Here is a 23,518-nt window from a genome sequence, read left to right as displayed (position 1 = left end):
CCTCCTTCTGTGCGCTCACCCGCGGGGCAGCCGTGGGATGGTCGTGGCCGCCGGGTCGGCGGCGGGGGTTTCCGCGGGCGCCTCGGCCCGAAGCTGTTCGATCAACGCGGCCAGTCCGGCGATGGTGGGCCGTTCGAACAGGCTGCGCATCGGCAGCCGCACCCCGACCGCCTTGCGCATCGAGGCGATGAGCTGGACCGCCACCAGCGAGTTGCCGCCGAGCTCGAAGAAGTCGTCGTCCACCCCGATGTCGTCCACGCCGAGGTTGTCCCGCCACACCGCGGCGATGGCCGCCTCGAGCCCGCCGCCAGGGCCGGCCGAGCCATCACCACCGGTGGCCGGCGCGGTCGCCCCGTCCGGCTGGTCCGAGTCGGCGTCGGTGGCCCGCTGCCGGGTCCGGCGCAGGATGTCCTCCACCGGCCGGGTGGTGATCACCACCTGCGGTCCGAGACCCGCGCCGAGGCTCCGCCGGAAGGCCTCGGCCCCGTCCGCCGGCCTGATCTCTCCCGACGGGCCGCCGGCGCCGGGTCCACCGCCCGGCCGGCCGTCCGGCGACCGGGCCGGCCGCCGGTGCGACCAGGTCGCCGGTCACCGCCGCCTGGTCCACCCGGCGCAGGACGAACTCGCTGATCGCGACGAGTTCCCGGCCGGTGGAGTCGACCAGCGACAGGTCGGCCACGACGACGTCGTCGGTGGTGGTGTCCCGGTGCCGCAGGTGACTGTAGAAGTTGCCCGGCAGGTCGCCGCGCACGACCACCCGGCCGTAGGACAGCGGCAGGTAGCTGCCCTCGCCCCGGCCGCGGCCGAACGCGGTGGCCACGTCCAGCATCGCCGGCTGGAGCCCCCAGGCCGCCAGGTCACCGGCGGACGCCGCGGGAGTCTCGATCCGGGCCAGTTCCTCGCCGTCGCCCACGTAGTGCTCGCGCAGCACGTCCCAGTGCGGCCCGAAGGTCACCATCCCGGTCCGCGGCCGGCGGTCGTCGATCCGCCGGCACCGGCCGAGCACCGCGGCGAGGTCCAGCACCGGGGCGTCGCCCGCCGCGGTCCAGCCGGCCGATCCGCGTACGTGGGTCCGCGTCCGGCCGGCGGCCAGGCTGCGGACCTGGAACGTACCGTCCTCGGTGGACAGCTCCACCCGGTACTGCGCCACCGATCCGTCCGGCACCGCGAACGGCTCCAGGAAGGCCACGTCGGTCAGCTCGACCACCTGCCCGGCGCCCGGCGCCGGAACACCGCTCGCGACGGCGGCGCGGGCGCACTCCAGGTGCCCGGTGCCCGGCACCACCGGTACGCCCCCGATCCGGTGCTCGTCCAGCACCCACTGGCTGGCGGCCGACACCACCCCGTGCACGACGATCTGATCCGGACCGCTGACCCGGGTGGTCAGCATCGGGTGGTCGACCGGCCCGGTGACCGTCTCTCGGCCCGCCGCGCGGAGGGTGGCCGAGGTGGTCTCGACGGCCATCCCGACCTCCGCCCAGCCGCCCCAGTTCTGCGCCACCACCGGGGCGCGCCAACCATGGCCGGCCCGGGCGTACGCGTCGAGGAAGGTGTTGGCCGCGCAGTAGTCCACCTGGCCGAGACCGCCGGCCACCGAGGTGATCGACGAGCAGAGCGCGACGAAGTCCATCGGCAGGTCACCGAAGACCTGGGCCAGCGCGAGGGTGCCGGCGAGCTTCGGCGCCAGCACCCGCTCGGCCTCGGCCCGTTCCTTGACCTCGGCCAGCCCGCCGCCCGGCAGGCCGGCGGCGTGCACGATGCCGTCCAGCCCGCCGAACGCCGCCTCGACGTCGTCGCGTACCCGGCGCAGGTCGGCCGGATCGGTCACGTCGGCGGCCAGCACCAGCACCTCGGCCCCGCCGCTCTCCATCCGGCGGATCGCCGCGATGGCCCGACCCACCCGGTCGTCGCTGCCGTGCACCGCCAGGTAGCTGTCCCACTCCTCGCGGGCCGGCAACCCGGACCGGGCCAGCAGCACCAGCCGCGCCCGCACCCGCGCGGCGAGGTCCTCGGCGAGGGTGATGCCGATCCCGCCGAGGCCGCCGGTGATCAGATAACGGCCGCCCTCGCGCAGCACCCCGGGCTCCGCCGCACCCTCCAGGCTGACCTGCTCGAACCCGGTGACCCAGCGACGTGCCCCGCGCAACGCCACCTCGGCGGGCCCGCCGTCGGCCGGCCGGCACAGCTCGGCCACCAGCGCCGACGGGTCGGTGGTGGCCGGATCGGCGTCAATCAGCCGTACCCTCAGCCCCTGCTGTTCCATCGGCAGCACCCGGGCCAGCCCGGCCAGGGTGGCGTGCTCAGGGCGGACCAGGTCGCCGCCGGCGGGGTCGCCGACGCCCGCGGTGACCAGGTCCAGCCGGATCGGCTCGGCGGCCTCCTCGCCGGCGGTCAGCCCGGTCCCGGCGAGCGCCTGGACCAGCTGCAGCGCGCTGAAGAACCCGCGGTCCTGCCCGGCCCAGGCGGCGGCGATGTCGGTGCCGGCGGGCTCGCCGTCCAGCGCCCAGGCGTGCACGATTCGCCCCGGCACCCCGGCCGCGGACAACGCGCCGACCAGGGCGTCGTGGTCCTCGCGGACGCCCGGCCGGAGCCGGAAGCCGTGCGGCGCCGGAGCGAAGGCCGGTCCCGGCCGCACCTCGACCAGGTCGGCACCCGCGTCGCGCAACGCACCGGCCAACTCGTCGCCGCGTGGCCCGTCCACGAAGACCAGGCAACGGCCGATCGGCCCGGTACGCGGGTCGGGCGCGGCCTGGCGCCAGGTCGGCACCGCGAACCAGTCCGCGAGCGCGCGGGGCCCGCTGGGCGGGACGACCGGCACGACCGGCTGCTCCGGGTCCGGGTCCACCCAGTAGCGCTTGCGCTCGAACGGGTGCACCGGCAGCGGCACGCGGAACAGCGCGGGCGGACCGTCCCCGGGGTGGCCGTCGTCCTCGCTGGGCAGCGGACGCACCGGCACGCCACGCACCCACAGGGCGCCCATCGAGCTGGACAGCGTGGTCAGATCGCCGGTCGATTCGCCCGGCCCCGGCATGCTCGCCAGCGGGGTGAGCGCCCGCTGCGCCGGCGCGGTGGCCCGGGCCACCTGCATCCGCGCCAGGCCGGACAACTGCCGGCCGGGACCGCACTCGACCAGCGACCAGCGCCCCTCGGCCAGCAGGGTCCCTACGCAGGCGCCGAACCGGACCGGCCGGCGCAGGTGCGCCGCCCAGTAACCGGGGTCGGTCGCCTGTTCGTCGGTGATCCAGGTGCCGGTGACGTTGGACAGGAACCGGGTTCGCGGCGGGCCGAGCGGGACGGCGGCCACCACCTGGGTGAACTCGGCCAGGATCGGGTCCATCATCGGCGAGTGGAACGCGTGCGACGTCCGCAGCTTCTTGGTCCTGCCCGGCAGGCCGTCGGCGAACGCCGCGACCGCCGCGGTCTCGCCGGCCACCACGCAGGTGCCCGGCCCGTTCACCGTGGCGATCGTGACCCCGTCCGGCAGCAGAGCGGCCACCTCGGATTCGTCGGCTGCGACGGCGAGCATCGAACCGGCCGGCATCGACTGCATCAGCCGGCCCCGGGCGGCGACCACCCGCAGCGCGTCAGGCAGGGTGAAGACCCCGGCCAGGGTGGCCGCGACGTACTCGCCGATGGAATGCCCGATCATCGCCGCCGGACGTACGCCGAGCAGCTCCCAGGTGACCGCCAGCGCGTACTCGACGGTGAACAGCGCCGGCTGGGTGTACCGGGTCTCGGTCAGCTTCTCCTCGGCCCCGGGGTCCCGGCCGAGGATGAGGTCGCGGATGTCCAGGCCGAGCTGCGGTTCGAGCAGCTCCGCGCAGTCGTCCACCACCTTGGCGTAGGCGGGCTCCTCGGCGTACAGCTGGGCGCCCATGCCGGCGTACTGCGCGCCCTGGCCGGAGAAGAGGAACGCCACCGGCGGCGCGGCCCCGTCGACGACCCCGGCCTGCCGGCGGCGCTTGTCCCGCAGGGCGGCGACCGCCGCCGGCAGGTCGTCGGCGACCACGCTGGTCCGGTGCGGATACTCCGGGCGGCCGACGCGCAGCGTGTGGGCCACGTCGGCGAGTTCGGGGGTCCCGTCGGTGACGGTCTCCAGGTGCTCGGCGAGCTGGCCGACGGCGCGCTCCAGCGCGGTCGCCGTCTTCGCCGAGACCCGCATCAGCCGGGTACGGCGGGGGGGCGGCGACCGCCGGGCGGCGGATGCCGGCTCGGGTGCCTCCTGGAGGATCACGTGGGCGTTGGTGCCGCCGATGCCGAACGAGCTGACCCCGGCCCGCCGGGGCACCCCGCCGGTCTCCCACTTGGCCAGGGCGTTGGCCACATAGAACGGGGTCTCGGCGAAGTCGATGGCCGGGTTCGGCCGCTCGTAGTTGAGGGTCGGCGGGATCAGCCGGTGTTCCATCGCCAGCACCGTCTTGATCAGGCCGACGATGCCGGAGGGCTGGCTGAGGTGGCCGATGTTGGACTTCACCGAGCCCAGCGCGCACCACCCGCGCTCGCCGGTGTGCTGCCCGTACACGGCGGACAGCGCGGCGACCTCGATCGGGTCGCCCATCGCGGTGCCGGTCCCGTGCGCCTCGACGTACGTGATGGTCCTCGGGTCGATCGCGGCCGTGCCGACCGCCTGAGCGACGGCGGCGATCTGGCCGTCGACGCTGGGCGCCGTGAACCCGGCCTTCTGCGCGCCGTCGTTGTTGATCGCGTTGCCGAGCACCAGCGCCCGGATCGTGTCGCCGTCGGCGACCGCGTCGGCGAGCCGCTTGACCAGGGTGACCCCGACCCCACTGCCCCACACCGTGCCGTTCGCCCCGGCGTCGAAGGGACGGCAGTGCCCGTCCGGGGAGGTGAACCCGTCCATGCCCAGGTAGCCGATGCCGTGCGGCATCTCCAGGTTGACCCCACCGGCCAGCGCCATGTCGCATTCCCCGTTGCGCAACGCCTCGCAGGCCAGGTGGAAGGCGACCAGGGAGGTCGAGCAGGCGGTCTGCACGGTCAGGCTGGGGCCGCGCAGGTCCAGTCGGTAGGAGGGTGTGGTGGTCACGTAGTTCGGCGAGTTGCCGGTGTTGATGGACACCATGCTGCTCGGCGAACCACTGACCCGGCTGTTGTGGAGGATGTTCTCCCACACGTAGTGCTGGCTGCCGGTGCCGGCGTACACGCCGATCGCCCCGTCGTAGCGGGCCGGGTCGTACCCGGCGTCCTGCAGCGCGGCGTAGCACGACTCCAGGAACAACCGGTGCTGGGGGTCCATCACCTCGGCTTCCCTGGCCGTCATCCCGAACAGCCCGGCGTCGAACTGGTCGAACCCGTCGATGATCGGCGCCCGGGAGACCCAGCCCGGATCGTCCACCTCGGCGAGCTTCGCGCCCCGGGCCAGCTGCTCCTCCCGGCTGAACGAGGTGACCGACTCGACCCCGTCCACCAGGTTGCGCCAGAACTGCCGGACGTCGTCGGCCCCGGGCACCCGGGCGGCCACCCCGACGATGGCCAACGGCTCGACCCCGTCCTCGGGCAGGATGTCGGTGCGGTTCTGGAGGACCACGATGATTCCTCTATCTCGCGGGGCCGCTGACGCGGCGGGACGGTTGACGACGGACAAGACTGCGGGGCCCGGCCGGCGGGATGGACCAGGTCACGGCTCTGCCCGCCCGGGGCTGCCGGTGGGCCGCCGCTGCTGCCGGCCACGCGCCCGGGCCCGGCGGTCGGCCGCGCGCTGCAGGGCGAGGTGGATTCCGTCGCTGTTCTCCGCGCCGTCCAGGAACGCGGCCAGCGCGCGGACGTTGGGATAGCGGAACAGGTCCACCAGGGCGATCTCCCGCCCGGTCGCCTCGGCGAGCCGGTGCTGCACCTCGGCCATGGCGATCGAGTGCCCGCCGAGGTCGAAGAAGCTGTCGGCGGCGCCCACCCGGTCGACGCGCAGCGTCTCCCGCCACTTCCCGTCGGCGGCGGCGGTCTCGCCGTACACCCGGGGGCTGGGCGACTCGGGGTAGGCGGACCAGTAGCCCCGCTCCGTGATCGCGGTCAGCGCGCGGTTGAGGGTGTCGGCGTGCCTGTCGTACAGGGGGTGCGGGGTCTCCGTCATGCCCGCCATCATGCAACAGAAAGCCCCGCGATCAGTAGGGCCGTGTCACATGTCAGATCGTCAACTGCCAGTCCGTCCAGGCGTCGACCGGGCGGAAGCCCAGTTGCTCGTTGATCGTGATCATGTGCCGGTTCTCCGCGGCGTTCCAGGTGTCGATCGCCCGCAGCGCCGGCTCGTGACCGAGCACCCAGCGCAGGTTCTCCGCCTTGGTGAGCAGGCCCAGCCGGTGTCCCCGGTGCGCCGGGTCGACGATGGTGATCTGCTGGAACGCGTGCCAGTCGGCGCTCGGCCCGAGGTCGATCAGGGTCCAGGCGACCACCCGGCCGGTCGCCTCGTGCACGGCGGCGTGGTGGTAGCGGCGGCGGCCCCGGGCGTCCAGCGCCCGTTCGGTGCCCCGCAGCCGCGCGACGTCCACCTGCTCCGGCTCCCACTCCAGGTCGCCCAGGGGCGCGTCGGTCATCAGCCGGCCGTCGAGGTAGGCCACGTCGGCGGCGTACTCCTCGGGGGTGTCGCCCTGCCAGCGGACGACGCGGTAGCCGCTGGCGTGCGCCCGGGCGCCGGCGGCCAGGGCGTCGAGCACGGCGTGGTCGAGCCGCTCGGTCGCCAGCCGGCGGCGCACCTCGGCGAGCACCGGGCGGGCGCCCACCGCGGCGGCGAACGCGCCGCCCGCCTCCGGTCGGGCCACTCCCCCGGGCAGCGCCGAGACCGCCATCCCCATCACCCGCTTGCGGCCGTGCTCACCCAGCAGCCGCAGGCAGTGCTCGTGCAGCGCCCGGCCGACGCCCCGCCGCCGGTACCCCGGATGGACCACCAGGTCGACGGTCGAGTTGTCGGTGTTGTCGAGCTGCGGCAGGTCCAGCCCCAGATAGCCGGCCGGTACGCCGTCGAGCCGGGCCAGCGCCCAGCGCGGCGCGTTGCCCGGCATCGGATGCCGGACCACGGCCTCGAAGCGCCGCCGGCAGAACGGCGGGAAGTCCGGCAGGTCCACCTCGTTGGCCGCCGCGCCGATCCGGTACGCCTCGTCGATCGCGGCCTGGTCGGCGGCGTCGAACGGCGTGATCGTGATGCCCATGCCTGCGAGGGTGCGCCGGAACGACGATCGGGGCCAGCGAATTAACGCTGGCGACCGCGACGTTGGTCGGGAGGGACGATCGCACAACGCCTCTGGCGCTGGGTCGTAAGAACAAAGTCTCCGGCGAAACGCCCTCCCGCACGGAGCATCTTGCGCCGTCCGAATCCTGCCGTCAAGTCCTTAGCGGCGGGTTTTCTACACTCACAGCGAAAAGCCAGTTACCCGGCGGATCCGCCCGATCCCCCGTCCGGGCGATCCGCCCGTCCGCCGCCCGGCCTGCCGGCCCCCGGCGATCCGCCTTCGGCAGGGCGCGGTGTCCGGGCGCGAACAGGCCGCGACATGCCGCAGGGGGGCGCGGGCGGGACGGGGTCAGGCGAGGAGGCCGGCGTCGCGGGCGGCGCGGAGGGAGGGCTTGATCCGGTGGGTGGGGCCGACCTGGGCGGCGACGGCGTCGAGGGTCTTCAGGCCCTCGCCGGTGTTGAAGACGACCGTCTCCGCCGTGGGGTCGAGCCGGCCGGACTCCACCAGCTTGCGCAGCACCGCCACGGTCACCCCGCCGGCGGTCTCGGCGAAGACGCCGGTGGTCCGGGCGAGCAGCCGGATGCCGGCGCGGATCTCGTCGTCGTCGGCGTACTCCATCCAGCCGCCGGTGCGGCGGACGGCCTCCAGGGCGTAGAGGCCGGCGGCCGGATCGCCGATGTTCAGCGACTTGGCGATGCCGGTCGGCTTGACCGGGGTGATGGTGTCGCTGTCGGCGTGCAGCGCGGTGGCGATCGGGTTGCAGCCGGCCGACTGGGCGCCGAAGACCTTCCAGCCGCCGGCCGGCGCCTCGACCAGGCCGATCTCGACCAGCTCGGAGAACGCCTTGTCGATCTTGGTGAGCAGCTCGCCGCTGGCCATCGGGATCACCACCTGCGCCGGAATCCGCCAGCCGAGCTGCTCGGCCACCTCGTACCCCAGGGTCTTCGAGCCCTCGGCGTAGTACGGCCGGACGTTCACGTTGACGAACGCGGTGTCCTCGAACTCGTCGGTCTCCACCAGCTCCCCGCAGAGCCGGTTCACGTCGTCGTACGAGCCGTCGATGGCGACCAGGTCGCCGCCGTAGACCGCGGTGGTGACCACCTTGCCCTGCTCCAGGTCACTGGGGATGAAGACCACCGACGGCACCCCGGCCCGGGCGGCGTGCGCGGCGACCGAGTTGGCCAGGTTGCCGGTGGAGGCGCAGGCGTACCGGGTGAAGCCGAGCGCCCGGGCGGCGGACAGCGCCACCGAGACGACCCGGTCCTTGAACGAGTGGGTGGGGTTGGCGCTGTCGTCCTTCACCCAGAGCGGGGCGGTGATGCCCAGTTCGGCGGCGAGGTGCGGGGCGGCGACCAGCGGGGTGAGCCCCGGGTTCAGGGTCACCCGGGTGGCCGGGTCCTGGCCGGCGGGGAGCAGGGCCGCGTACCGCCAGAGGTTCTTCGGGCCGGCCTCGATCTGCTCCCGGGTGACGGCGGCGAGCGCGGCGGCGTCGTAGTCGACCTCCAGCGGGCCGAAACACTCGTAGCAGGCGTGCTGGGCGGCCAGCGGGTAGCGCGCGGAGCAGGCGCGGCAGACCAGGGCGCGGGCCGGGCTGAGGGTGGTGTCGATGCCGGTGGCGGCGGGAAGCGTCGACGTCATGTCGAGGGGTTCCTCTCATCTTTCCCCGCATCGCACCCTGCGGCGGGGACGGAATTGGCACCTGCCCGCTCCTCGCTCGTCGTCGAGCGTGCGGGTGGTTGCCGGGGCGTCGTCGGGCCGTATCCCTCAGCCCCTCTGGATGAGGTATGCAGTTGTGCCGCCGAGTCTATGCACTCGCGCCGCGCCTGCCGAGCGGGCTTCCCACGGTGTGAGCCACTCCCGCTCACCACCGTCAGGATCCGCACGACTTCCGGGAAGTGGAGGCCTCCTCCGCCGCCGGATGCCCCCGCTTCCCGTAACTCGCAGCTCCGCCTACCTCAGCGCGCCACCACGGCGATCGGGTCGACGACGGCCGGCCGGTCGGTGACCGCCCGGGCGGGCACCGCGCCGGGGGCGGTGGCGGCGCGGGAGCGGGTCGCCAGGTTGGCGCCGATCAGGGCGGCGATGGTCAGGGCCGCGCCGACCAGTTCCACCGCGCCGGGCCGGTAGCCCCGGACGGTCTGCACCACGAAGGTGGTCACCGGAACCAGGTTCATGAACAGGGCGGCGGCGGCCGCGCCGAGCCGCTGCACCCCGGTGTTCCAGGCGAGCACCGCGAGGACGGCGGCGACGATCACGGCGTACGCCAGCTGCGGGGCGACCGCGACGAGGTCGGCGGCGGCCGGCAGGTGCTGCCAGCCGGCGAGGTCGGCGGTGGCGCTGGCCGCGAGCATCGCCGCGGTGCCGGCGACCGCCGTGAGGGTGGTGTAGCGCAGCGGGGACCAGCCGGTGAACCGGCTCGCGCCGTGGGTGTAGACGGCCCAGCCGAGCACCGCACCGATCATCAGCAGCCCGCCGACGCCGAACTGGCCCAGCCCCTCGAGCCGGCCCCGGGTGATCACCAGACCGACGCCGACGAGGGCGACCAGCGAGAACCCGAGCAGCACCGGGCGGGGGCGTACGCCGTCGCGGACCCAGCGGACCAGCTGGGTGACCAGCGGGGTGGTGGCGGCGAAGAGGGCGATCTGCTGCGGGGCGGCGTGCCCGAGCGCCAGGTTGGTCAGCACGTTGAACCCGGCGAAGCCGAGCACACCGAGCGCCACCACCTCGACCGCCCGGCCGCCGGAGCGCAGGGCGGCCAGACCCTCCCGGGCCAGCAGCAGGGCGAGCAGGACGGCGGTCGCGAGGACGTACCGGGCGGTGGTGAGGTTCAGCGCGTCGACCCGGGTGAGGGCGCTGGCCAGGACCGGGAACATGACCCCCCAGCTGAGCACCGCGAAGAGCGGGAAGGCGGCGTGACGAGAGCGCATCGCAGCTCCTATGTTCGAGTACCGTCGAACCAACGGCACCGACTCTAGGAGGTTGTTCGACGCATGTCGAACAAGGGTTACACTGGTCACATGGAGCTGCACGAACCCGAACTGCGCGACGTACCGGTCACCGCCGTGCTCGCGGCGCTGGCCGACGACGTACGGCTGCAGATCGTGCGCGCCCTCGCCGAGGGCGGCGAGTACGCCTGCGGCACCTTCGAGTTCGGCGTGTCCAAGGCGACCCGCAGCCACCACCTGAAGGTGCTGCGCGAGGCCGGCCTGACCCGGACCCGGGCCGCCGGCACCAGCCGGTACGTGCGACTGCGCCGCGACGAACTCGACCGCCTCTACCCCGGTCTGCTCGACGCCGTCCTCACCGCGCCCACCCGCTCCTGACGCTCTCCCTCGACGTCCACCGTCGAGCTGTAGGTCAGCGTGATGAGTCGGTAGCGACTGCCGTTCCCATCGCCGGGGTCGACGTTGCCGCTGACGCCGGAGACGGTGCCGTTGTACTGCCAGGAGCGGTCACCGGCCGTCTGGCATCGGCGAACTTCTCCGCCCGCACCTCGGCAAAGGCCCAACTCATCTGCGGTTCCACCGCCCAGCCGAAAAGCCGGCGGACGATCGGGGAGGCCAGGATTCCCGTCGCGAGGACGGCGAGAGCACTGATGGTCAATACGCCGGCGAAGGAGTTGACGAACGGCGAGTTCTGGAACCTGTAGGCGAGCGCGATCTGAACGATGAACCCATGCAGCAGGTAGGTGTACTGGGTGCCGCTCGCGAGCGGGGTGAGCAGATTGCGGTTCGAAGGCACCAGGGCGAGAAAGGCGACACTGAGCACGAGCGCGGCCGCCGTCAAGCCGAGTGCGCCGGCCGCCCACGTACCCCAGCTGACGTCCAGTTGTGCGTGCCCGTTGTGCCGGTAGAACCAGCCAGCGGGCAGCCGTGGGGCGTAGTGGTACACGGTGATCAGGGCTGCGGCGAACACCAGGACGGCGGCGGGGCGCAGCCATCGGGTGTCACGGATCCATTCGAGGTGTTCGCGCCGGGCGGTGAGGCCGAGCACGAAGAATGGGAGGAACTGGAGGATCCGGGCCAGGTCCAGTTCCCCGGAGAGCGAGGCGGCGCCCGAGGCGAGCATGACGCCGGTCGCCACCGCGACCGGTGCGCGCAGGTTGAGCCAGAGCGGGGCGGAAATCCGCCAGACGAACAGGGCAACCAGGAACCAGGTCAGGTAAAAGGGCGTGACCAGGTCAATCGGGTTGGACTCGTCCAGGCGGTAGTTGTTGTACAGCTGGTATGCGGTGGCGAAGATCAGGTACGGGACCAGGGTGCTGGTGAGGAGTCTGCGCAGCCGGCCGGGGTGAGAGGCGTCCTGGGCGAAGGAGCGTGAGAAGTAGCCGCTGATCATGACGAACAGTGGCATGTGGAAGGCGTACACCAGCAGGTAGAGAGCCCGCACGCCGCGCATCTCGTTCGGGGAGCCGACGAGCGGGCCCCAGGTGTGGCCGAGGACGACCAGGGCGGTAGCCAGGAGTTTGGCGTTGTCGAAGTAGGCGTCCCGGGAGGGCCGGGAAATGGTGCCGCCATCGGCTCGGATAGCTTGGCGGAGCAGAGCTGAGACGCGCATGGCGGGGGCTTTCGCGAGTGGGTCGGCGGGGCGGGACGACGCGGCACCGGATGGCAGCCGACGGTGGCAACTGCCCCGGGGGGCCGGCGCCGGCTCATGCTACTGCCTGCGTCAGCTCGTCACGTCCTTGCGGGTGAAGCGCCAGAAGGCCAGCCCCCAGAAGAGCGTGGCGTACACGACCGCCGAGATGGCGCCCCGGACCACGTCGTCGGTCTGCACCGGCGTGGACAGCAGCCCCAGCCAGGCGCTGCTGTAGTGGGTGGGCAGGAAGGCGCGCAGGCCGCCGAGCGCGGTGATCTGGTCCAGGATGCTGGAGAGGATCCAGAGCAGCACCGCGCCGCCGACCGCGCCGAGCGCGGCGTCCGTGGTCACCGAGAGCAGGAACGCCAGCCCGGCCACCACCAGCAGGACGACCGCCAGGTAGCCGAGCACCGCCAGCAGCCGCAGCAGTCCCTCGCCGGGCGCCAGCTCGGCGGAGACCTGGCTGCGCAGCGGCGACCAGCCGTACCGGAGGGTGCCGGCGAGCAGCGCGGTGCCCGCGAGCAGCAGCAGGGCCAGCGCCGAGTACGCGAGCGCGACCAGCAGCTTCACCGTGAGCAGCCGGGCCCGGGGCGCCGGGATGGCCAGCAGGTAGCGCAGGCTGCCCCAGCTCGCCTCGCTGGCCACCGTGTCCCCGCAGAACAGCGCCACCACCACGACCAGCAGGAACGACGCCGACACGAAGATCGAGAAGAGGGTGAAGTTGAGCCCGCCCGAGGTGGCCAGGTCGACCAGGCTGCCGAACTCGTTGCGCCCGTTGCGGTCGTCCTCGCCGGAGTCGAACTGGAACGCGACCAGGATGATCAGCGGCAGCAGCACCATGAACCCCAGCGCCAGCTGGGTACGCCGCCGCGACGCCTGCCGGCGGAACTCCGCCGCGAACGGCAGGGTGGCCGACGGCCGGTAGCCCGCCGCCGCCCCGCCCGGACCGACCGCGCCGGCCGCGTCGCGCGACCCGACCGAAGAGCCTGCCATCACCGGTCACCGCTTCCCCGTGAGTTCTCGCCCACCAGGGCGAGGAACGCGTCCTCCAGGCGGCGCCGGGGCACCACCCGGTCCACCCCGATGCCGGCCCGGACCAGCTCGGCCACCACCTCGCTGCGCGCGGTGCCGTTGGTGTCCACCACCAGCCCGCCGTCGCCGTCGGGCAGCACCCGGACCCCGTGCAGCCGGTCCAGCACCGTGCGGGCGGCGTCCGGGTCGGTCACCTCGAACAGCACGCTCGGCGAGTCGCCGACGATCTCCTCCACCGGCCCGGAGGCCACGATCCGGCCCTTGTTCACCACCACCGCGTGGGTGCAGGTCTGCTCCACCTCGGCCAGCAGGTGGCTGGAGACCAGCACCGCGCGGCCGTCGGTGGCGTACCGCTGGAGCACCCGGCGCATCTCGGCGATCTGCGGGGGGTCCAGCCCGTCGGTCGGCTCGTCCAGCACCAGCAGCTCCGGCAGGCCGAGCATGGCCTGCGCGATGGCCAGCCGCTGGCGCATGCCGTGGCTGTAGTTCTTGGTCCGCCGGTGCACCGAGTCGCCCAGGCCGGCGATCTCCAGGGCCTGGTCGAAGTGCGCGTCGTCCCAGGGCCGGCCGGTCGCCCGCCAGTACGCCTTCAGGTTCTCCAGCCCGGACAGGTGCGGCAGGAAGCCCGGCCCCTCCACCAGCGCGCCGATCCGGGAGAGCACCGGCGAGCCGGGCACCAGGCGGTGCCCGAAGACGTAGATCTCCCCGGCCGTCGGCTGGGTGAGCCCCATCAGCACCCGCAGGGTGGTGGTCTTGCCGGCGCCGTTCGGGCCGAGCAGGCCGACCACCTGGCCGGGGTGCACCTCGAAGTCGACGTTGGAGACGGCGACGAAGCCGTCCGCGTACTCCTTGCGGAGCCGGCGGACGGCGAGCGGGACGCCCGCGTACTCCGGGTGGACGGAGCTGTCCTGGCGGCGGTGCCGCCGGCGGGCGACCAGGACGACCACGACGAGCCCGACCGCGATCGCGGCGAGCAGCCCGACCAGGATCCAGCGCCACACCGTGGCGGCGGTGGGGATCGGCTCGCCGTCGACGGTCGGCAGGCTCAGCGCGCCGCCGCCGGGGGCGACCGTGTAGACGCCCGGCTCGGGCGGGGTGGCGTACGCCTGGTCGGAGGTCGCCACGACGACCCGCAACCGGTGCCCGGCCTCGACCCGGCGGACGATCGCCGGCAGCGTGACCGTGACCGGCTGGGCCGCGTCGACGGTCTTCGGCAGGCCGGTGAGGCGGACCGGGGCGGCCAGGCCGTCGGGCAGCGTGGCGGCGCCGTTCGGGTCGACGTCGTAGAGCTTGACGAAGAGGACCGCCTCGCCGGTCGGCGACGCCGCCCGGAGCCGGACCGTCGGCGCGCCGACCACGTCCACCGCCTCGGCGAGCGGCGGGGACTCGAACCGGGCGTGCTGGCCGGGGATGTCGCCGGCCACGCCGTTCAGCAGCGAGCCCAGCGCCCCGGCGAACGGCACCGCGGAGATCGCCGCCGGATTCCCGTTGGGCGGGTTGGCGATCTGCTGGGTCGGGCCGGCGACCGCGACCTCGCGGCGGGCGTCCCCGGTCACCCCCGGGTAGTCGGCGGTGCGGTACCCGGTGGCCACCAGCCCCCGGTCCAGCGCGTCGAAGCCGGCGATCCGGGAGAAGGTGAAGCCCTCGCCCGGCGCCGCGCCCTCCCCCTTGACGTAGTGGTCGAGCCACTGCGCGGTGAGGAACTTCACCCGGTCGGAGTCGGACATCGGCCCCGCGCCGCCGTCGTGGCCGCCGGTGAACCAGGCGACCCGCACCGGGGTGCCGGCGGCGGCGATCCCCCGCGCGTTGGCATCCGCCTCGGCCAGCGGGAAGAGGGTGTCCGCCTCCCCCTGCACCAGCAGGGTGGGCGCCTTGACCCGGTCGAGCACGCCGGCCGGGGAGGAGCGGCGCAGCAGGTCCACCGCCTCGGCGTCGGCCCGCCCGGTGGTGGCGATCCGCAGGTACGCGGCGCAGGACGTCCTCGACGGTGGTGTAGAGCTTCTCGTTGATGGCGTTCTCGACGCCGTCCTCCTCGCCGCCGACCACGCCGACCTCGATCTCGAGGACGACCGCGGCCTTGGCGGCCTCGTCGAGCAGCTGGGACGCGATCTCCATGTTCTCCGCCACCGGCACGGCGGAGCCGTCCCACATGTGCGACTGGAACAGCGGCTCCTCGCCGCGCTTCACCCGCTCCTGGGAGATCTTCATCAGCGGCCGGACGAACTTGTCCAGCTTGTCCTTCGGACAGTGGTCGGTGTGCAGCGCGATGTTCACCGGGTAGTTCCTGGCCACCTCGCGGGCGTACGCGGCGAACGCCACCGCGCCGGTGACCATGTCCTTCACGGACGGGCCGGAGAGGTACTCCGCGCCACCGGTGGACACCTGGATGATGCCGTCGCTCTCCGCGTCGGCGAAGCCCTTCAGCGCCGCGTTCAGCGTCTGCGAGGAGGTCACGTTGATCGCGGGGTACGCGTACCGGCCGGCCTTGGCGCGGTCCAGCATCTCCGCGTACGTTTCGGGGGAAGCGATGGGCATGTCTAACGCTCCTTACTTACCGCTCTCGGCCGTGCAGGCCGCTGTCTTCCATGGGTGCGCCGGACCGCGCTGTCCACCGCGGGCAGTATCCCGTAGAAGGTGGCGACGGGCACAATCGACCCGGGACGTGCCCGCCGGCGTGCTCACCGGTTCTCCAGCCGGTCCGGGACCACGACGCTGATCAGCCAGCTCACCACCGCCATCACGATGGCGCCCCAGAAGGCCGCCCAGAAGCCGTCCACGTGGAACGGCAGGTCCAGTCCCCGGGCGATCCAGTCGGTGAGCAGGAACAGCAGCGCGTTGACCACGAGCGCGAACAGGCCGAGGGTGAGCAGGTAGAACACGCAGCCGAACACCTTGATGACCGGCTTCAGCACCGCGTTGACCACGCCGAAGATGAGCGCCACCACGATCAGGGTGAGCGCCGTGTCGGCGCCGCTGCGGCCGGTCACCTCGACCCCGGGCACGATGAGCGTGGTGACCCACAGCGCGATCGCGGTGATCGCCAGTCGGATCAGGAAGCCCACGCCCCCATCCTGGCACCGGGGTCCGGTTACGGAGGGACAATCCGCCGACTCCGGTTCCGCTCGGCTCCGAGCAGGCTCCGCGCACAGCCCGTACGGTGTGTGGGTAGCTGTCCGCACCGAGATCCAGGGAGGGACGATGGGTCAGCCCGACGAGGACTTCGCCCCGAGCGACCACCTCGCTCCGGAGGAACGGGATCTGGAGGCGGAACCGGCCGACGCCGTCGAGCAGGCGATCTCCACCGATCCGGGCGACGTCGAGACCGAGCCGCACCGCGGCCTGGAGGTCGCCGACTGGGACGCGATGGAGCAGGCCCGGGTGGTCGCCGGCGACGAGGACGACTACCGCTGACGCGGCGGGAGGGGCCGGCGGGCTCCTCCCGCGTCAGCGCAGGCCGACGACCTGGTCCGGATGGGCCGCCATCCAGTCGCCGAGCCGGTCGGTGCGCAGCGCGTCCAGGAATCCCGGTGCCAGCGCGGGGTCGAAACTGAATCCGTACGGTTGTTTCTCCACGTACCGGACCGGCAGGCCGAGCGCGACCGGCTCGACGGCGGCCGCCTTTCCGACGACCTGGGCCAGCGTCGGCAGGGTGGTGTCCCCGGTGTCGACCGCCAGGCCCGAGCCGGCCTGTGTGGCCAGCTTGCTGAGCAGCGCCGGGTTGGTCAGCACCCCCTGCTCGTGAATCCGGCGGAGCAGCCCCGCCGCGTACCGCTCGGCGTTCCGGTCGCGGTCCAGGCTGCCGTCGGGCATGTTGAAGCGCTGCCGGAGCACGTCCACCGCGGCGGCGCCGTCGAGTTGCTGGCAGCCGGCGGGATAGGCCCGCAGGGTGTGGTGCGAGCGGATTCTGGTCGGCAGGCAGACCCGTACGCCGCCGACCGCGTCGGTGAGTTGCCGCGCCGCCCCGTAGGTCAGCACCGCACCGGCGTCGATCCGTACCCCGGTGAGCTGGGAGACCACCTGTCGAGTGGCGTCGTAGCCGGCCGCCAGGTCGGTTTTCGCCGACGTGGTGCCGGAGGCGAAGGACTTGTTGAGCTTGTCCGTCCCCTGGCCGGGGATCGACACCAGCAGGTCGCGCGGGAGGGCGACGAGGTAGAGCCGGCTCCGGTCGGCCGGGACGTGCACCAGCAGGACGGAGTCGGCCCGTCGGGAGCCGTCCGGCCCGGCCGTGTCCACGCCGAGCATCAGCACGTTCAGGGCCCCGGTGGGCGTCGGTGATGCCGGCGCACCGATCAGGTTCGCCGTCTCCGGCTGCCGCGGTGCGATCGCGGTGAAGCCGGCCAGGGCGGCGGCGACCACCGCCATGGCCGTACCGGCGAGCCGGAGGCGGAGGCGGCGACGCCGGCGGCGGACCACGGCCCGGTCGATGGCGGCGCGGAGCGGACCGGTCGGCGGGGTGAGTTCCTCGTGCCGCGCGAAGGCGGCCCGCAGGTCGTCCTCGATCATGAGCAGGCCTCCACGTACTCGGCTCGGAGGGTGGCCAGCGCCCGGGAGATGCTGGAGCGGACGGTGCCGACGGCGCAGCCGAGGATCTCGGCGATCTCGGCGTCCGGCAGGTCCTCGTAGTAGCGCAGCACCAGCGTGGCCCGCTGCCGGCGGGGCAGCCGGGACAGCCAGGACCAGAGCTGGTCCCGGTCCACCGCGGACTGCGCGTGGTCGGTCGGTGCCGGCACTCCCTCGTCCGGCTCGCCGCGCAGCAGCACCCGGCGCGCCCACGACCCCCGCCGCCAGTCGACGTACTGGTTGGTGAGCATCCGGCGGACGTACCGCTCCGGGGAGTCGGTCCGCGCCACCCGCCGCCAGTTCAGCTGGACTCGGACCATGGTGTCCTGCACCAGGTCCTGGGCCTGGTGCGGATCTCCGGTCAGCATGACCGCGTACCGCAGCAGGGCGCCCAGCCGCGAGTCGGCGAACTCCTCGTACGTCACTGCACCTCCCGGTGTCCCGCCCTGTTGACGGGTGCGGGCCCGTGGAACGTTGCGGCAGCGCCGATCATCCTTTCGGCTCCTATCCGCCGCGATCCCTGACCAGGGGCAGCGCCGCGACTTAAGGGTTCTTTAAGATCCACGGGCTCCACCTGCACCCCCACGGGAGGAACCCACCAATGTTCACGCACTCCACCCGGCGCTGGCTGGCCGGGATCGGCGTCGCAGGCGCGTTCGTCGCCGCCTCCGCCACCCCCGCCCTCGCCGAGCCGGCTGTCGACGATCTACTGCTCTACGCGAACGACGCGCTGATCGCCCCCGGCGGCGAGGCCAGGTCGGTCGTCCTGCTGGCCTTCACCGACGCCCTTCCGGACGAGGTGACCGTCACCGTCGACCGGCACGCGGTCACCGGCTTCGCCACGGTCACCCTGTCCGACAAGCTGAAGGGCTGCACGGAGACCGACGCGGTCATCACCTGCGACCTCAAGGGCGCGGACCTCATCGACTACGTGCTCGACCTGACGGTCAAGGCCACCGACAAGGCCGAGGCGGGCGCCAAGGGCGACCTGCTGCTGAGCCTGGCCAGCAAGGGCAGGGAGACCGTCAGCACCCGGTCCACCATCGAGGTGGGCGAGGGCGTCGACCTGCAGGCGCAGGAGCAGCTCAACGTGTCCGGCGCCCCCGGCGCGACGGTCAAGACCCCCGTCGGGATCGCCAACATCGGCGACACGACGACCCATGGGGCCGTACTGTTCCTGGCCACCATGGCCTCGCTCTCCCCGGCGCAGCGCTACGGCAACTGCTCCTCGACGGAGGAGTTCGGCTCCCAGTTGACCGTCTGCCGCTTCGACGACGAGATCGCCGCCGGTGACGCCCTCCAGCTGGACGGCTCCGCAGGCCTGAAGATCGCCGCCGACGCGTGGGCCCCGAGCCGGCAGTACGGTCAGGCGATCTGGTTTACCAAGGATGACTTCGAGGAGTTCGCCAAGGGACTCCTGCCCGGGGACGGCTGGCAGCAGGGCACCGGCGACGCGCTGAAGCTCGTGCCGGCACCGGCTAAGCAGGCCAGCGTGCTGCGGCAGACGGACAAGGACCCGAAGAACAACTACACCTTCATCCAGGCCTCCGTCACCGGGAACCAGCGTGCCGACCTCGCCGCCACTGGCGCGGAACTGCCGGGCGCCGTCGGCAAGACGGTCACCGCGAAGATCGGTTTCGTGAACAACGGCCCGGCCATGACCAACTCGTACACGCCGGGTGAGATCGTCACCGGCACCCGCGTCACTGTTCCCGCCGGCGCCGTGGTGGTGAAGGCGCCTCGGGAGTGCTCGCCGGGCACCGCCGAGGAGCCCACCGGCGGGTACGGCGAGCCGGGCGGCCGCGTCTACTTCTGCGAGTGGTACGACACCCTGCACAAGGGCGACGCGGCTGTCTTCGAGTTCGGCCTGCGGATCGACAAGGTGGCCGGCACGCCGGGCGAGGTCAAGCTGTTCCACTTCGACCTGGAGCAGGGGGACCAGGTAGCTGACCTGAACCCGAAGAACGACATGGCTGCCCTGGTCATCAAGGGTGCCGGCAACGGCGGCAACGGCGGCAACGGCGGCAACGGCGGCGGCGGCGGCGGCGGCGGCACCCTGCCGATCACCGGTAGCTCGACCGCGCTGATCGCCGGCCTGGGCGCGCTGCTGCTGGCGGCCGGCGCGGGCGGCTACGTGGTGGCCCGCCGCCGCAAGACCCGCTTCGTCGCCTGACGGATCCCGCACCACCCAGCGACACCCGGTGCCCCCGCCGACCACCACGGTCGGCGGGGCACCGCCGTATCCGCCGCGACCGAAAACGGGACGACGCAAGATCGATCGCCCTGACACCATCGACGCGTGCTGCTCACCCTGACGACCACCCACCGCCCGGCGACCGACCTCGGTCACCTGCTGGTCAAGCACCCGGACCGGCTGCAGAGCTTCGACCTGCCGACCGGCACCGCGCACGTGCTCTACCCGGAGGCGGACGAGCAGCGCTGCACCGCCGCGCTGCTGGTCGAGGTCGACCCGCTCCGGCTGGCCGGCGGTCGCGGCCGCGGGAAGGCGAAGGCGGCCACCCCGGAGACCTTCACCCTCGGCCAGTACGTCAACGACCGCCCGTACGCCGCGTCCAGCCTGCTCTCGTCGGCGCTGGCCAAGGTGTTCCGGTCGGCGCTGCGCGGCGAGTCCCGGGACCGGCCGGAGCTGGCCGCCACCGCGATCCCGCTGGAGGTCCGGGTGCCGGTGCTGCGCTGCCGGGGCGGCGCGGAGCTGGCCGTGCGGGTCTTCGCCCCGCTGGGCTGGACGGTGACGGCCGACCCGATCCCGCTCGACGGCACCCACCCCGAGTGGGGGGACAGCCGGTACGTCGCGCTGACCCTCGCCGGCACGTTCCGGGTGGCCGACGCGCTCAACCACCTGTACGTCCTGCTGCCCGTGCTGGACGACGCCAAGCACTACTGGGTGGCGCCGGACGAGGTCGACAAGCTGCTCCGGGCCGGCGCCGGCTGGCTGGCCGACCACCCGGAGCGGGCCCTGATCACCCGCCGCTACCTGGCGCACCGCCGGGCGCTGGCCGGCCAGGCCCTGGCCCGGCTGGCCGAGCTGCGCCTCGCCGACGAGACCCCGGCCGAGGACAGCGTCGCCGACGAGCCGACGGCCGAGAGCCCGCAGCGGGCCTCGCTGGCCGTACGGCGCCGCGAGGCGGTGCTGGCCGCGCTGCGGGCCGGCGGGGCGACCCGGGTGCTGGACCTGGGTTGCGGCGGTGGCGCGCTGCTCACCGCGCTGGCCGCCGACCGGCGGTTCACCGAGGTGGTCGGCACCGACGTGTCCAGCCACGCGCTGACCCTGGCCGCCCGCCGGCTCCGGCTGGACCGGCTGCCGGAGCGGCAGCGCGACCGGATCCGGCTGTGGCAGTCGGCGCTGACCTACCGGGACGACCGGCTGCGCGGGTACGACGCGGCGGTGCTGATGGAGGTGATCGAGCACGTCGACCCGCCCCGGCTGCCGGCGCTGGAGGACGCGGTGTTCAGCCACGCCCGGCCGGGCACGGTGGTGATGACCACCCCGAACGCCGAGTACAACGTCCGCTACGAGGGGCTCGGCGCGGGCCGGTTCCGGCACGCCGACCACCGCTTCGAGTGGACCCGGTCCGAGTTCACCTCCTGGGTCGAGCGGGTGGCCGCGACGTACGGCTACACCGCCACGACCAGCGGGGTAGGCGACGAAGACCCCGAGGTGGGCGCACCGACCCAGCTGGCCGTGCTGACCCGACAGGAGGAGAGCCGATGACCACTCTCGACATCCCCGAGCTCGCCCTGGTGGCGCTGGTCGGCGTCTCCGGTTCGGGCAAGTCCACCTTCGCCCGCCGGCACTTCCTGCCCAGCCAGGTGCTCTCCTCAGACATGTTCCGGGCGATGGTGGCCGACGACGAGAACGACCAGTCCGCCTCGGCGGACGCGTTCGAGGCGCTGCACCACGTCGCCGGGACCCGGCTGCGTCGCGGCCGGCTCACCGTGGTGGACGCGACGAACCTCCAGCCGCACGCCCGCGCCGCGCTGATCCGGGTGGCCCGCGAGCACGACGTGCTGCCGGTGGCGATCGTGCTGGACGTGCCCGAGGCGCTGGCCTGGGAGCGTACGCGGGGACGGGCCGACCGCACCTTCGGCCGGCCGGTGCTGGCCCGGATGCAGCGGGACCTGCGCCGGTCGCACGGGCAGCTGGCCCGGGAGGGCTTCCGCAAGGTGCACGTGCTGCGCGGCATCGAGGAGATCGACGCCGCGGAGATCCGGTACGAGAAGCTGTTCAACGACCGGCGGGGGCTGACCGGGCCGTTCGACATCGTCGGTGACGTGCACGGCTGCCGGGAGGAGCTGGAGGCGCTGCTGCTCCGGCTCGACTGGACGCTGCGCCGCGACGACACGGGCCGCCCGGTGGACGCGGTGCACCCGGCTGGTCGTACCGCGGTCTTCGTGGGTGACCTGGTGGACCGCGGCCCGGACTCCCCCGGCGTGCTCCGCCTCGTGATGGGCATGGTCGCGGCCGGGCACGCGATCTGCGTGCCCGGCAACCACGAGCAGAAGCTGCTGCGCAAGCTGCGCGGCCGGGACGTGCGGCTCACCCACGGCCTGGCCGAGACGATGGCCCAGCTGGCGGCGGAGCCGGACGGCTTCGTCGCGGAGGTCGCGGCGTTCGTGGACGGTCTGGTCAGCCACTTCGTGCTGGACGGCGGCCGGCTGGTGGTCGCGCACGCCGGGCTGAAGGAGGCCTACCAGGGCCGCGCCTCCGGCCGGGTCCGGGCGTTCGCGCTCTTCGGGGAGACCACCGGCGAGACCGACGAGTACGGCCTGCCGGTCCGCTACCCGTGGGCGCGCGACTACCGGGGCTCGGCCATGGTCGTGTACGGCCACACGCCGACGCCGGAGCCGGAGTGGGTGAACAACACCATCTGCATCGACACCGGCTGCGTCTTCGGCGGGAAGCTCACCGCGCTCCGCTACCCCGAGAAGGAGCTGGTCTCGGTCGCCGCGGTCAAGGAGTGGTACGCCCCGGCCCGCCCGCTGGTCGCGCCCACGCCGATCCGACCGGACACCGTGCTCGACCTGGCCGACGTCACCGGCCGCCGGCACCTGGAGCACGCGTACGGGACGCTGACCGTGCCGGCGGAGAACGCCGCCGCCGCGCTGGAGGTGATGAGCCGGTTCGCGGTGGACCCGGGGCGGCTGGTCTGGCTGCCGCCGACCATGGCGCCCTGCTCGACCTCCACTGTCGACGGGTTCCTCGAGCACCCGGCCCAGGCGTTCGACGACTACCGGTCGGCGGGCGTGGAGCGGGTGGTCTGCGAGGAGAAGCACATGGGCTCGCGGGCGGTGCTGCTGGTCGAGCGGGAGCCGGGCCGGTTCGGCGGCGGGGTGGTGCACACCCGGACCGGCCGGCCGTTCTTCGGGCCGCCGCTCGACGACGAGCTGCTGGGCCGGGTCCGCGCCGCGGTCACCGCCGCCGGGCTCTGGGCCGAGCTGGACACCGACTGGCTGCTGCTCGACTGCGAGCTGCTGCCCTGGTCGGCGAAGGCGGATGGGCTGATCCGGGAGCAGTACGCGGGCGTCGGCGCCGCCGGCCGGGCCGCCCTGCCGGCGGTGCTCGCCACGCTGGACGCGGCGGCCGGACGGGGACTGCCGGTCGACGAGCTGCGCGGGCGGATGGCCGACCGGGCGGCGGAGGTCGAGGCGTACTCGGCGGCGTACCGGGCGTACGTCGGGCCGACCGACGGGCTGCGCGGGGTGACCCTCGCGCCGTTCGCCGTGCTGGCCGGGGCCGGGGTGAGCTACGCCGACCGGGACCACGGCTGGCACCTCGACCTGGCGGACCGGCTCTGCGCGGCCGACCCGGAGTTCTTCACCCCGACCCGCCGTCGGGTGGTCGACCTGACCGACGCCGCGGCGGTGGCGGCGGCCACCGAGTGGTGGCTGGCGCTGACGGCGGCCGGCGGGGAGGGCATGGTGGTCAAGCCGTACGCCGGCCCGGCCGCCCGGTCGGCGCGGGGTTCGCTGCTCCAGCCCGGCATCAAGTGCCGGGGCCGGGAGTACCTGCGGATCATCTACGGCCCCGGGTACACCGAGCCGGGTCAGCTCGCCGCGCTGCGTAAGCGGTCGCTGGGCCGCAAGCGCGGCCTGGCCCTGCGCGAGCACGCCCTGGGCCTGGCCGCCCTGGACGCGCTCGCCGAGGACAC

At 73.5% G+C, this 23,518-nt stretch carries 16 protein-coding genes, 2 pseudogenes and 1 riboswitch; of the genes and pseudogenes, 5 read left to right on the top strand and 13 right to left on the bottom strand.

Features of this window, described 5'->3' with window-relative positions; genetic code table 11:
- Positions 1–15: 15 nt before the first annotated feature.
- The 6 genes from JNW87_RS05110 to JNW87_RS05085 form a co-directional block, all read right to left on the bottom strand.
- A complete protein-coding gene (locus JNW87_RS05110; RefSeq protein WP_238453208.1) occupies positions 16–417 on the bottom strand; it encodes a phosphopantetheine-binding protein in 402 nt (133 codons plus the stop codon).
- A complete protein-coding gene (locus JNW87_RS05105) occupies positions 326–5,545 on the bottom strand; it encodes a type I polyketide synthase (protein ID WP_238453207.1) in 5,220 nt (1,739 codons plus the stop codon). Before JNW87_RS05105 ends, JNW87_RS05110 begins: the two co-directional genes overlap by 92 nt.
- A 90-nt stretch (positions 5,546–5,635) precedes the next feature.
- Positions 5,636–5,923 (bottom strand): acyl carrier protein, encoded by a 288-nt coding sequence (locus JNW87_RS05100; RefSeq protein ID WP_255543449.1) that lies wholly within the window; start codon positions 5,921–5,923, stop codon positions 5,636–5,638.
- 214 nt (positions 5,924–6,137) lie between these two features.
- Positions 6,138–7,157 (bottom strand): GNAT family N-acetyltransferase, encoded by a 1,020-nt coding sequence (locus JNW87_RS05095; protein WP_238453206.1) that lies wholly within the window; start codon positions 7,155–7,157, stop codon positions 6,138–6,140.
- 369 nt (positions 7,158–7,526) lie between these two features.
- Positions 7,527–8,816, bottom strand: a complete 1,290-nt coding sequence (thrC, locus tag JNW87_RS05090; protein WP_238453205.1) for a threonine synthase — start codon at positions 8,814–8,816, stop codon at positions 7,527–7,529.
- Positions 8,817–8,828: 12 nt separating this feature from the next.
- A riboswitch (SAM riboswitch) is annotated at positions 8,829–8,962 on the bottom strand.
- Positions 8,963–9,133: 171 nt separating this feature from the next.
- On the bottom strand, positions 9,134–10,105 hold the full coding sequence (locus JNW87_RS05085) for a DMT family transporter (protein ID WP_109804259.1): 972 nt from the start codon (positions 10,103–10,105) through the stop codon (positions 9,134–9,136).
- Between the two features lie 90 nt (positions 10,106–10,195).
- Between JNW87_RS05085 and JNW87_RS05080 the strand changes: the two genes are divergently transcribed.
- Entirely contained in the window at positions 10,196–10,501 is a 306-nt protein-coding gene (locus JNW87_RS05080) for a helix-turn-helix transcriptional regulator (protein WP_109804260.1), read from the top strand.
- Between the two features lie 34 nt (positions 10,502–10,535).
- Here JNW87_RS05080 and JNW87_RS05075 read toward each other — a convergent pair whose 3' ends face one another.
- The 5 genes and pseudogenes from JNW87_RS05075 to JNW87_RS05055 form a co-directional block, all read right to left on the bottom strand.
- Positions 10,536–11,735: an acyltransferase family protein gene (locus tag JNW87_RS05075; protein WP_238453204.1), complete on the bottom strand. Its 1,200-nt coding sequence runs from the start codon at positions 11,733–11,735 to the stop codon at positions 10,536–10,538.
- 111 nt (positions 11,736–11,846) lie between these two features.
- The gene (locus JNW87_RS05070) at positions 11,847–12,749 is read right to left on the bottom strand and encodes an ABC transporter permease (RefSeq protein WP_238453203.1); all 903 of its coding nucleotides are present in this window, start codon (positions 12,747–12,749) and stop codon (positions 11,847–11,849) included.
- A pseudogene (locus JNW87_RS05065) lies at positions 12,749–14,761 on the bottom strand (ATP-binding cassette domain-containing protein); the annotation flags it as partial. The gene JNW87_RS05070 and the pseudogene JNW87_RS05065, both read right to left, overlap by 1 nt.
- Positions 14,745–15,323 (bottom strand): annotated as a pseudogene (locus JNW87_RS05060) (class II fructose-bisphosphate aldolase); the annotation flags it as partial. The pseudogenes JNW87_RS05060 and JNW87_RS05065, both read right to left, overlap by 17 nt.
- A gap of 143 nt (positions 15,324–15,466) precedes the next feature.
- The gene (locus tag JNW87_RS05055) at positions 15,467–15,850 is read right to left on the bottom strand and encodes a phage holin family protein (RefSeq protein ID WP_109801082.1); all 384 of its coding nucleotides are present in this window, start codon (positions 15,848–15,850) and stop codon (positions 15,467–15,469) included.
- A gap of 136 nt (positions 15,851–15,986) precedes the next feature.
- Here JNW87_RS05055 and JNW87_RS05050 point away from each other — a divergent pair, with 136 nt between their 5' ends.
- Complete coding sequence (locus JNW87_RS05050; RefSeq protein ID WP_109801081.1) at positions 15,987–16,199, top strand: hypothetical protein; 213 nt, start codon at positions 15,987–15,989, stop codon at positions 16,197–16,199.
- A gap of 33 nt (positions 16,200–16,232) precedes the next feature.
- Here the strand turns inward: JNW87_RS05050 and JNW87_RS05045 are convergent, their stop codons facing one another.
- Together JNW87_RS05045 and JNW87_RS05040 are read right to left on the bottom strand one after the other, a co-directional pair.
- Positions 16,233–17,291 carry an LCP family protein gene (locus JNW87_RS05045; RefSeq protein ID WP_238453202.1) on the bottom strand — a complete coding sequence of 353 codons (1,059 nt, stop codon included), beginning with the start codon at positions 17,289–17,291 and terminating at the stop codon, positions 16,233–16,235.
- Positions 17,288–17,773, bottom strand: coding sequence for a SigE family RNA polymerase sigma factor (locus JNW87_RS05040; protein ID WP_238453201.1), 486 nt, complete (start codon positions 17,771–17,773; stop codon positions 17,288–17,290). Before JNW87_RS05040 ends, JNW87_RS05045 begins: the two co-directional genes overlap by 4 nt.
- Before the next feature lie 176 nt (positions 17,774–17,949).
- Between JNW87_RS05040 and JNW87_RS05035 the strand changes: the two genes are divergently transcribed.
- From JNW87_RS05035 to JNW87_RS05025, 3 genes are all read left to right on the top strand, one after another.
- Positions 17,950–19,521, top strand: a complete 1,572-nt coding sequence (locus tag JNW87_RS05035; RefSeq protein ID WP_238453200.1) for an LPXTG cell wall anchor domain-containing protein — start codon at positions 17,950–17,952, stop codon at positions 19,519–19,521.
- Positions 19,522–19,647: 126 nt separating this feature from the next.
- Positions 19,648–21,081, top strand: a complete 1,434-nt coding sequence (locus JNW87_RS05030; protein ID WP_109801077.1) for a 3' terminal RNA ribose 2'-O-methyltransferase Hen1 — start codon at positions 19,648–19,650, stop codon at positions 21,079–21,081.
- On the top strand, positions 21,078–23,518 hold a 2,441-nt coding region (locus tag JNW87_RS05025), incomplete at its 3' end, for a polynucleotide kinase-phosphatase (protein WP_238453199.1). The genes JNW87_RS05030 and JNW87_RS05025, both read left to right, overlap by 4 nt.

Origin of the sequence: Micromonospora sp. ATA51 (assembly GCF_016802855.1) — a bacterium.
Classification (GTDB): domain Bacteria; phylum Actinomycetota; class Actinomycetes; order Mycobacteriales; family Micromonosporaceae; genus Micromonospora; species Micromonospora sicca.
The sequence above is the reverse complement of the archived record's forward strand: the minus strand, read 5'-3'. Positions and strand labels throughout refer to the sequence as shown.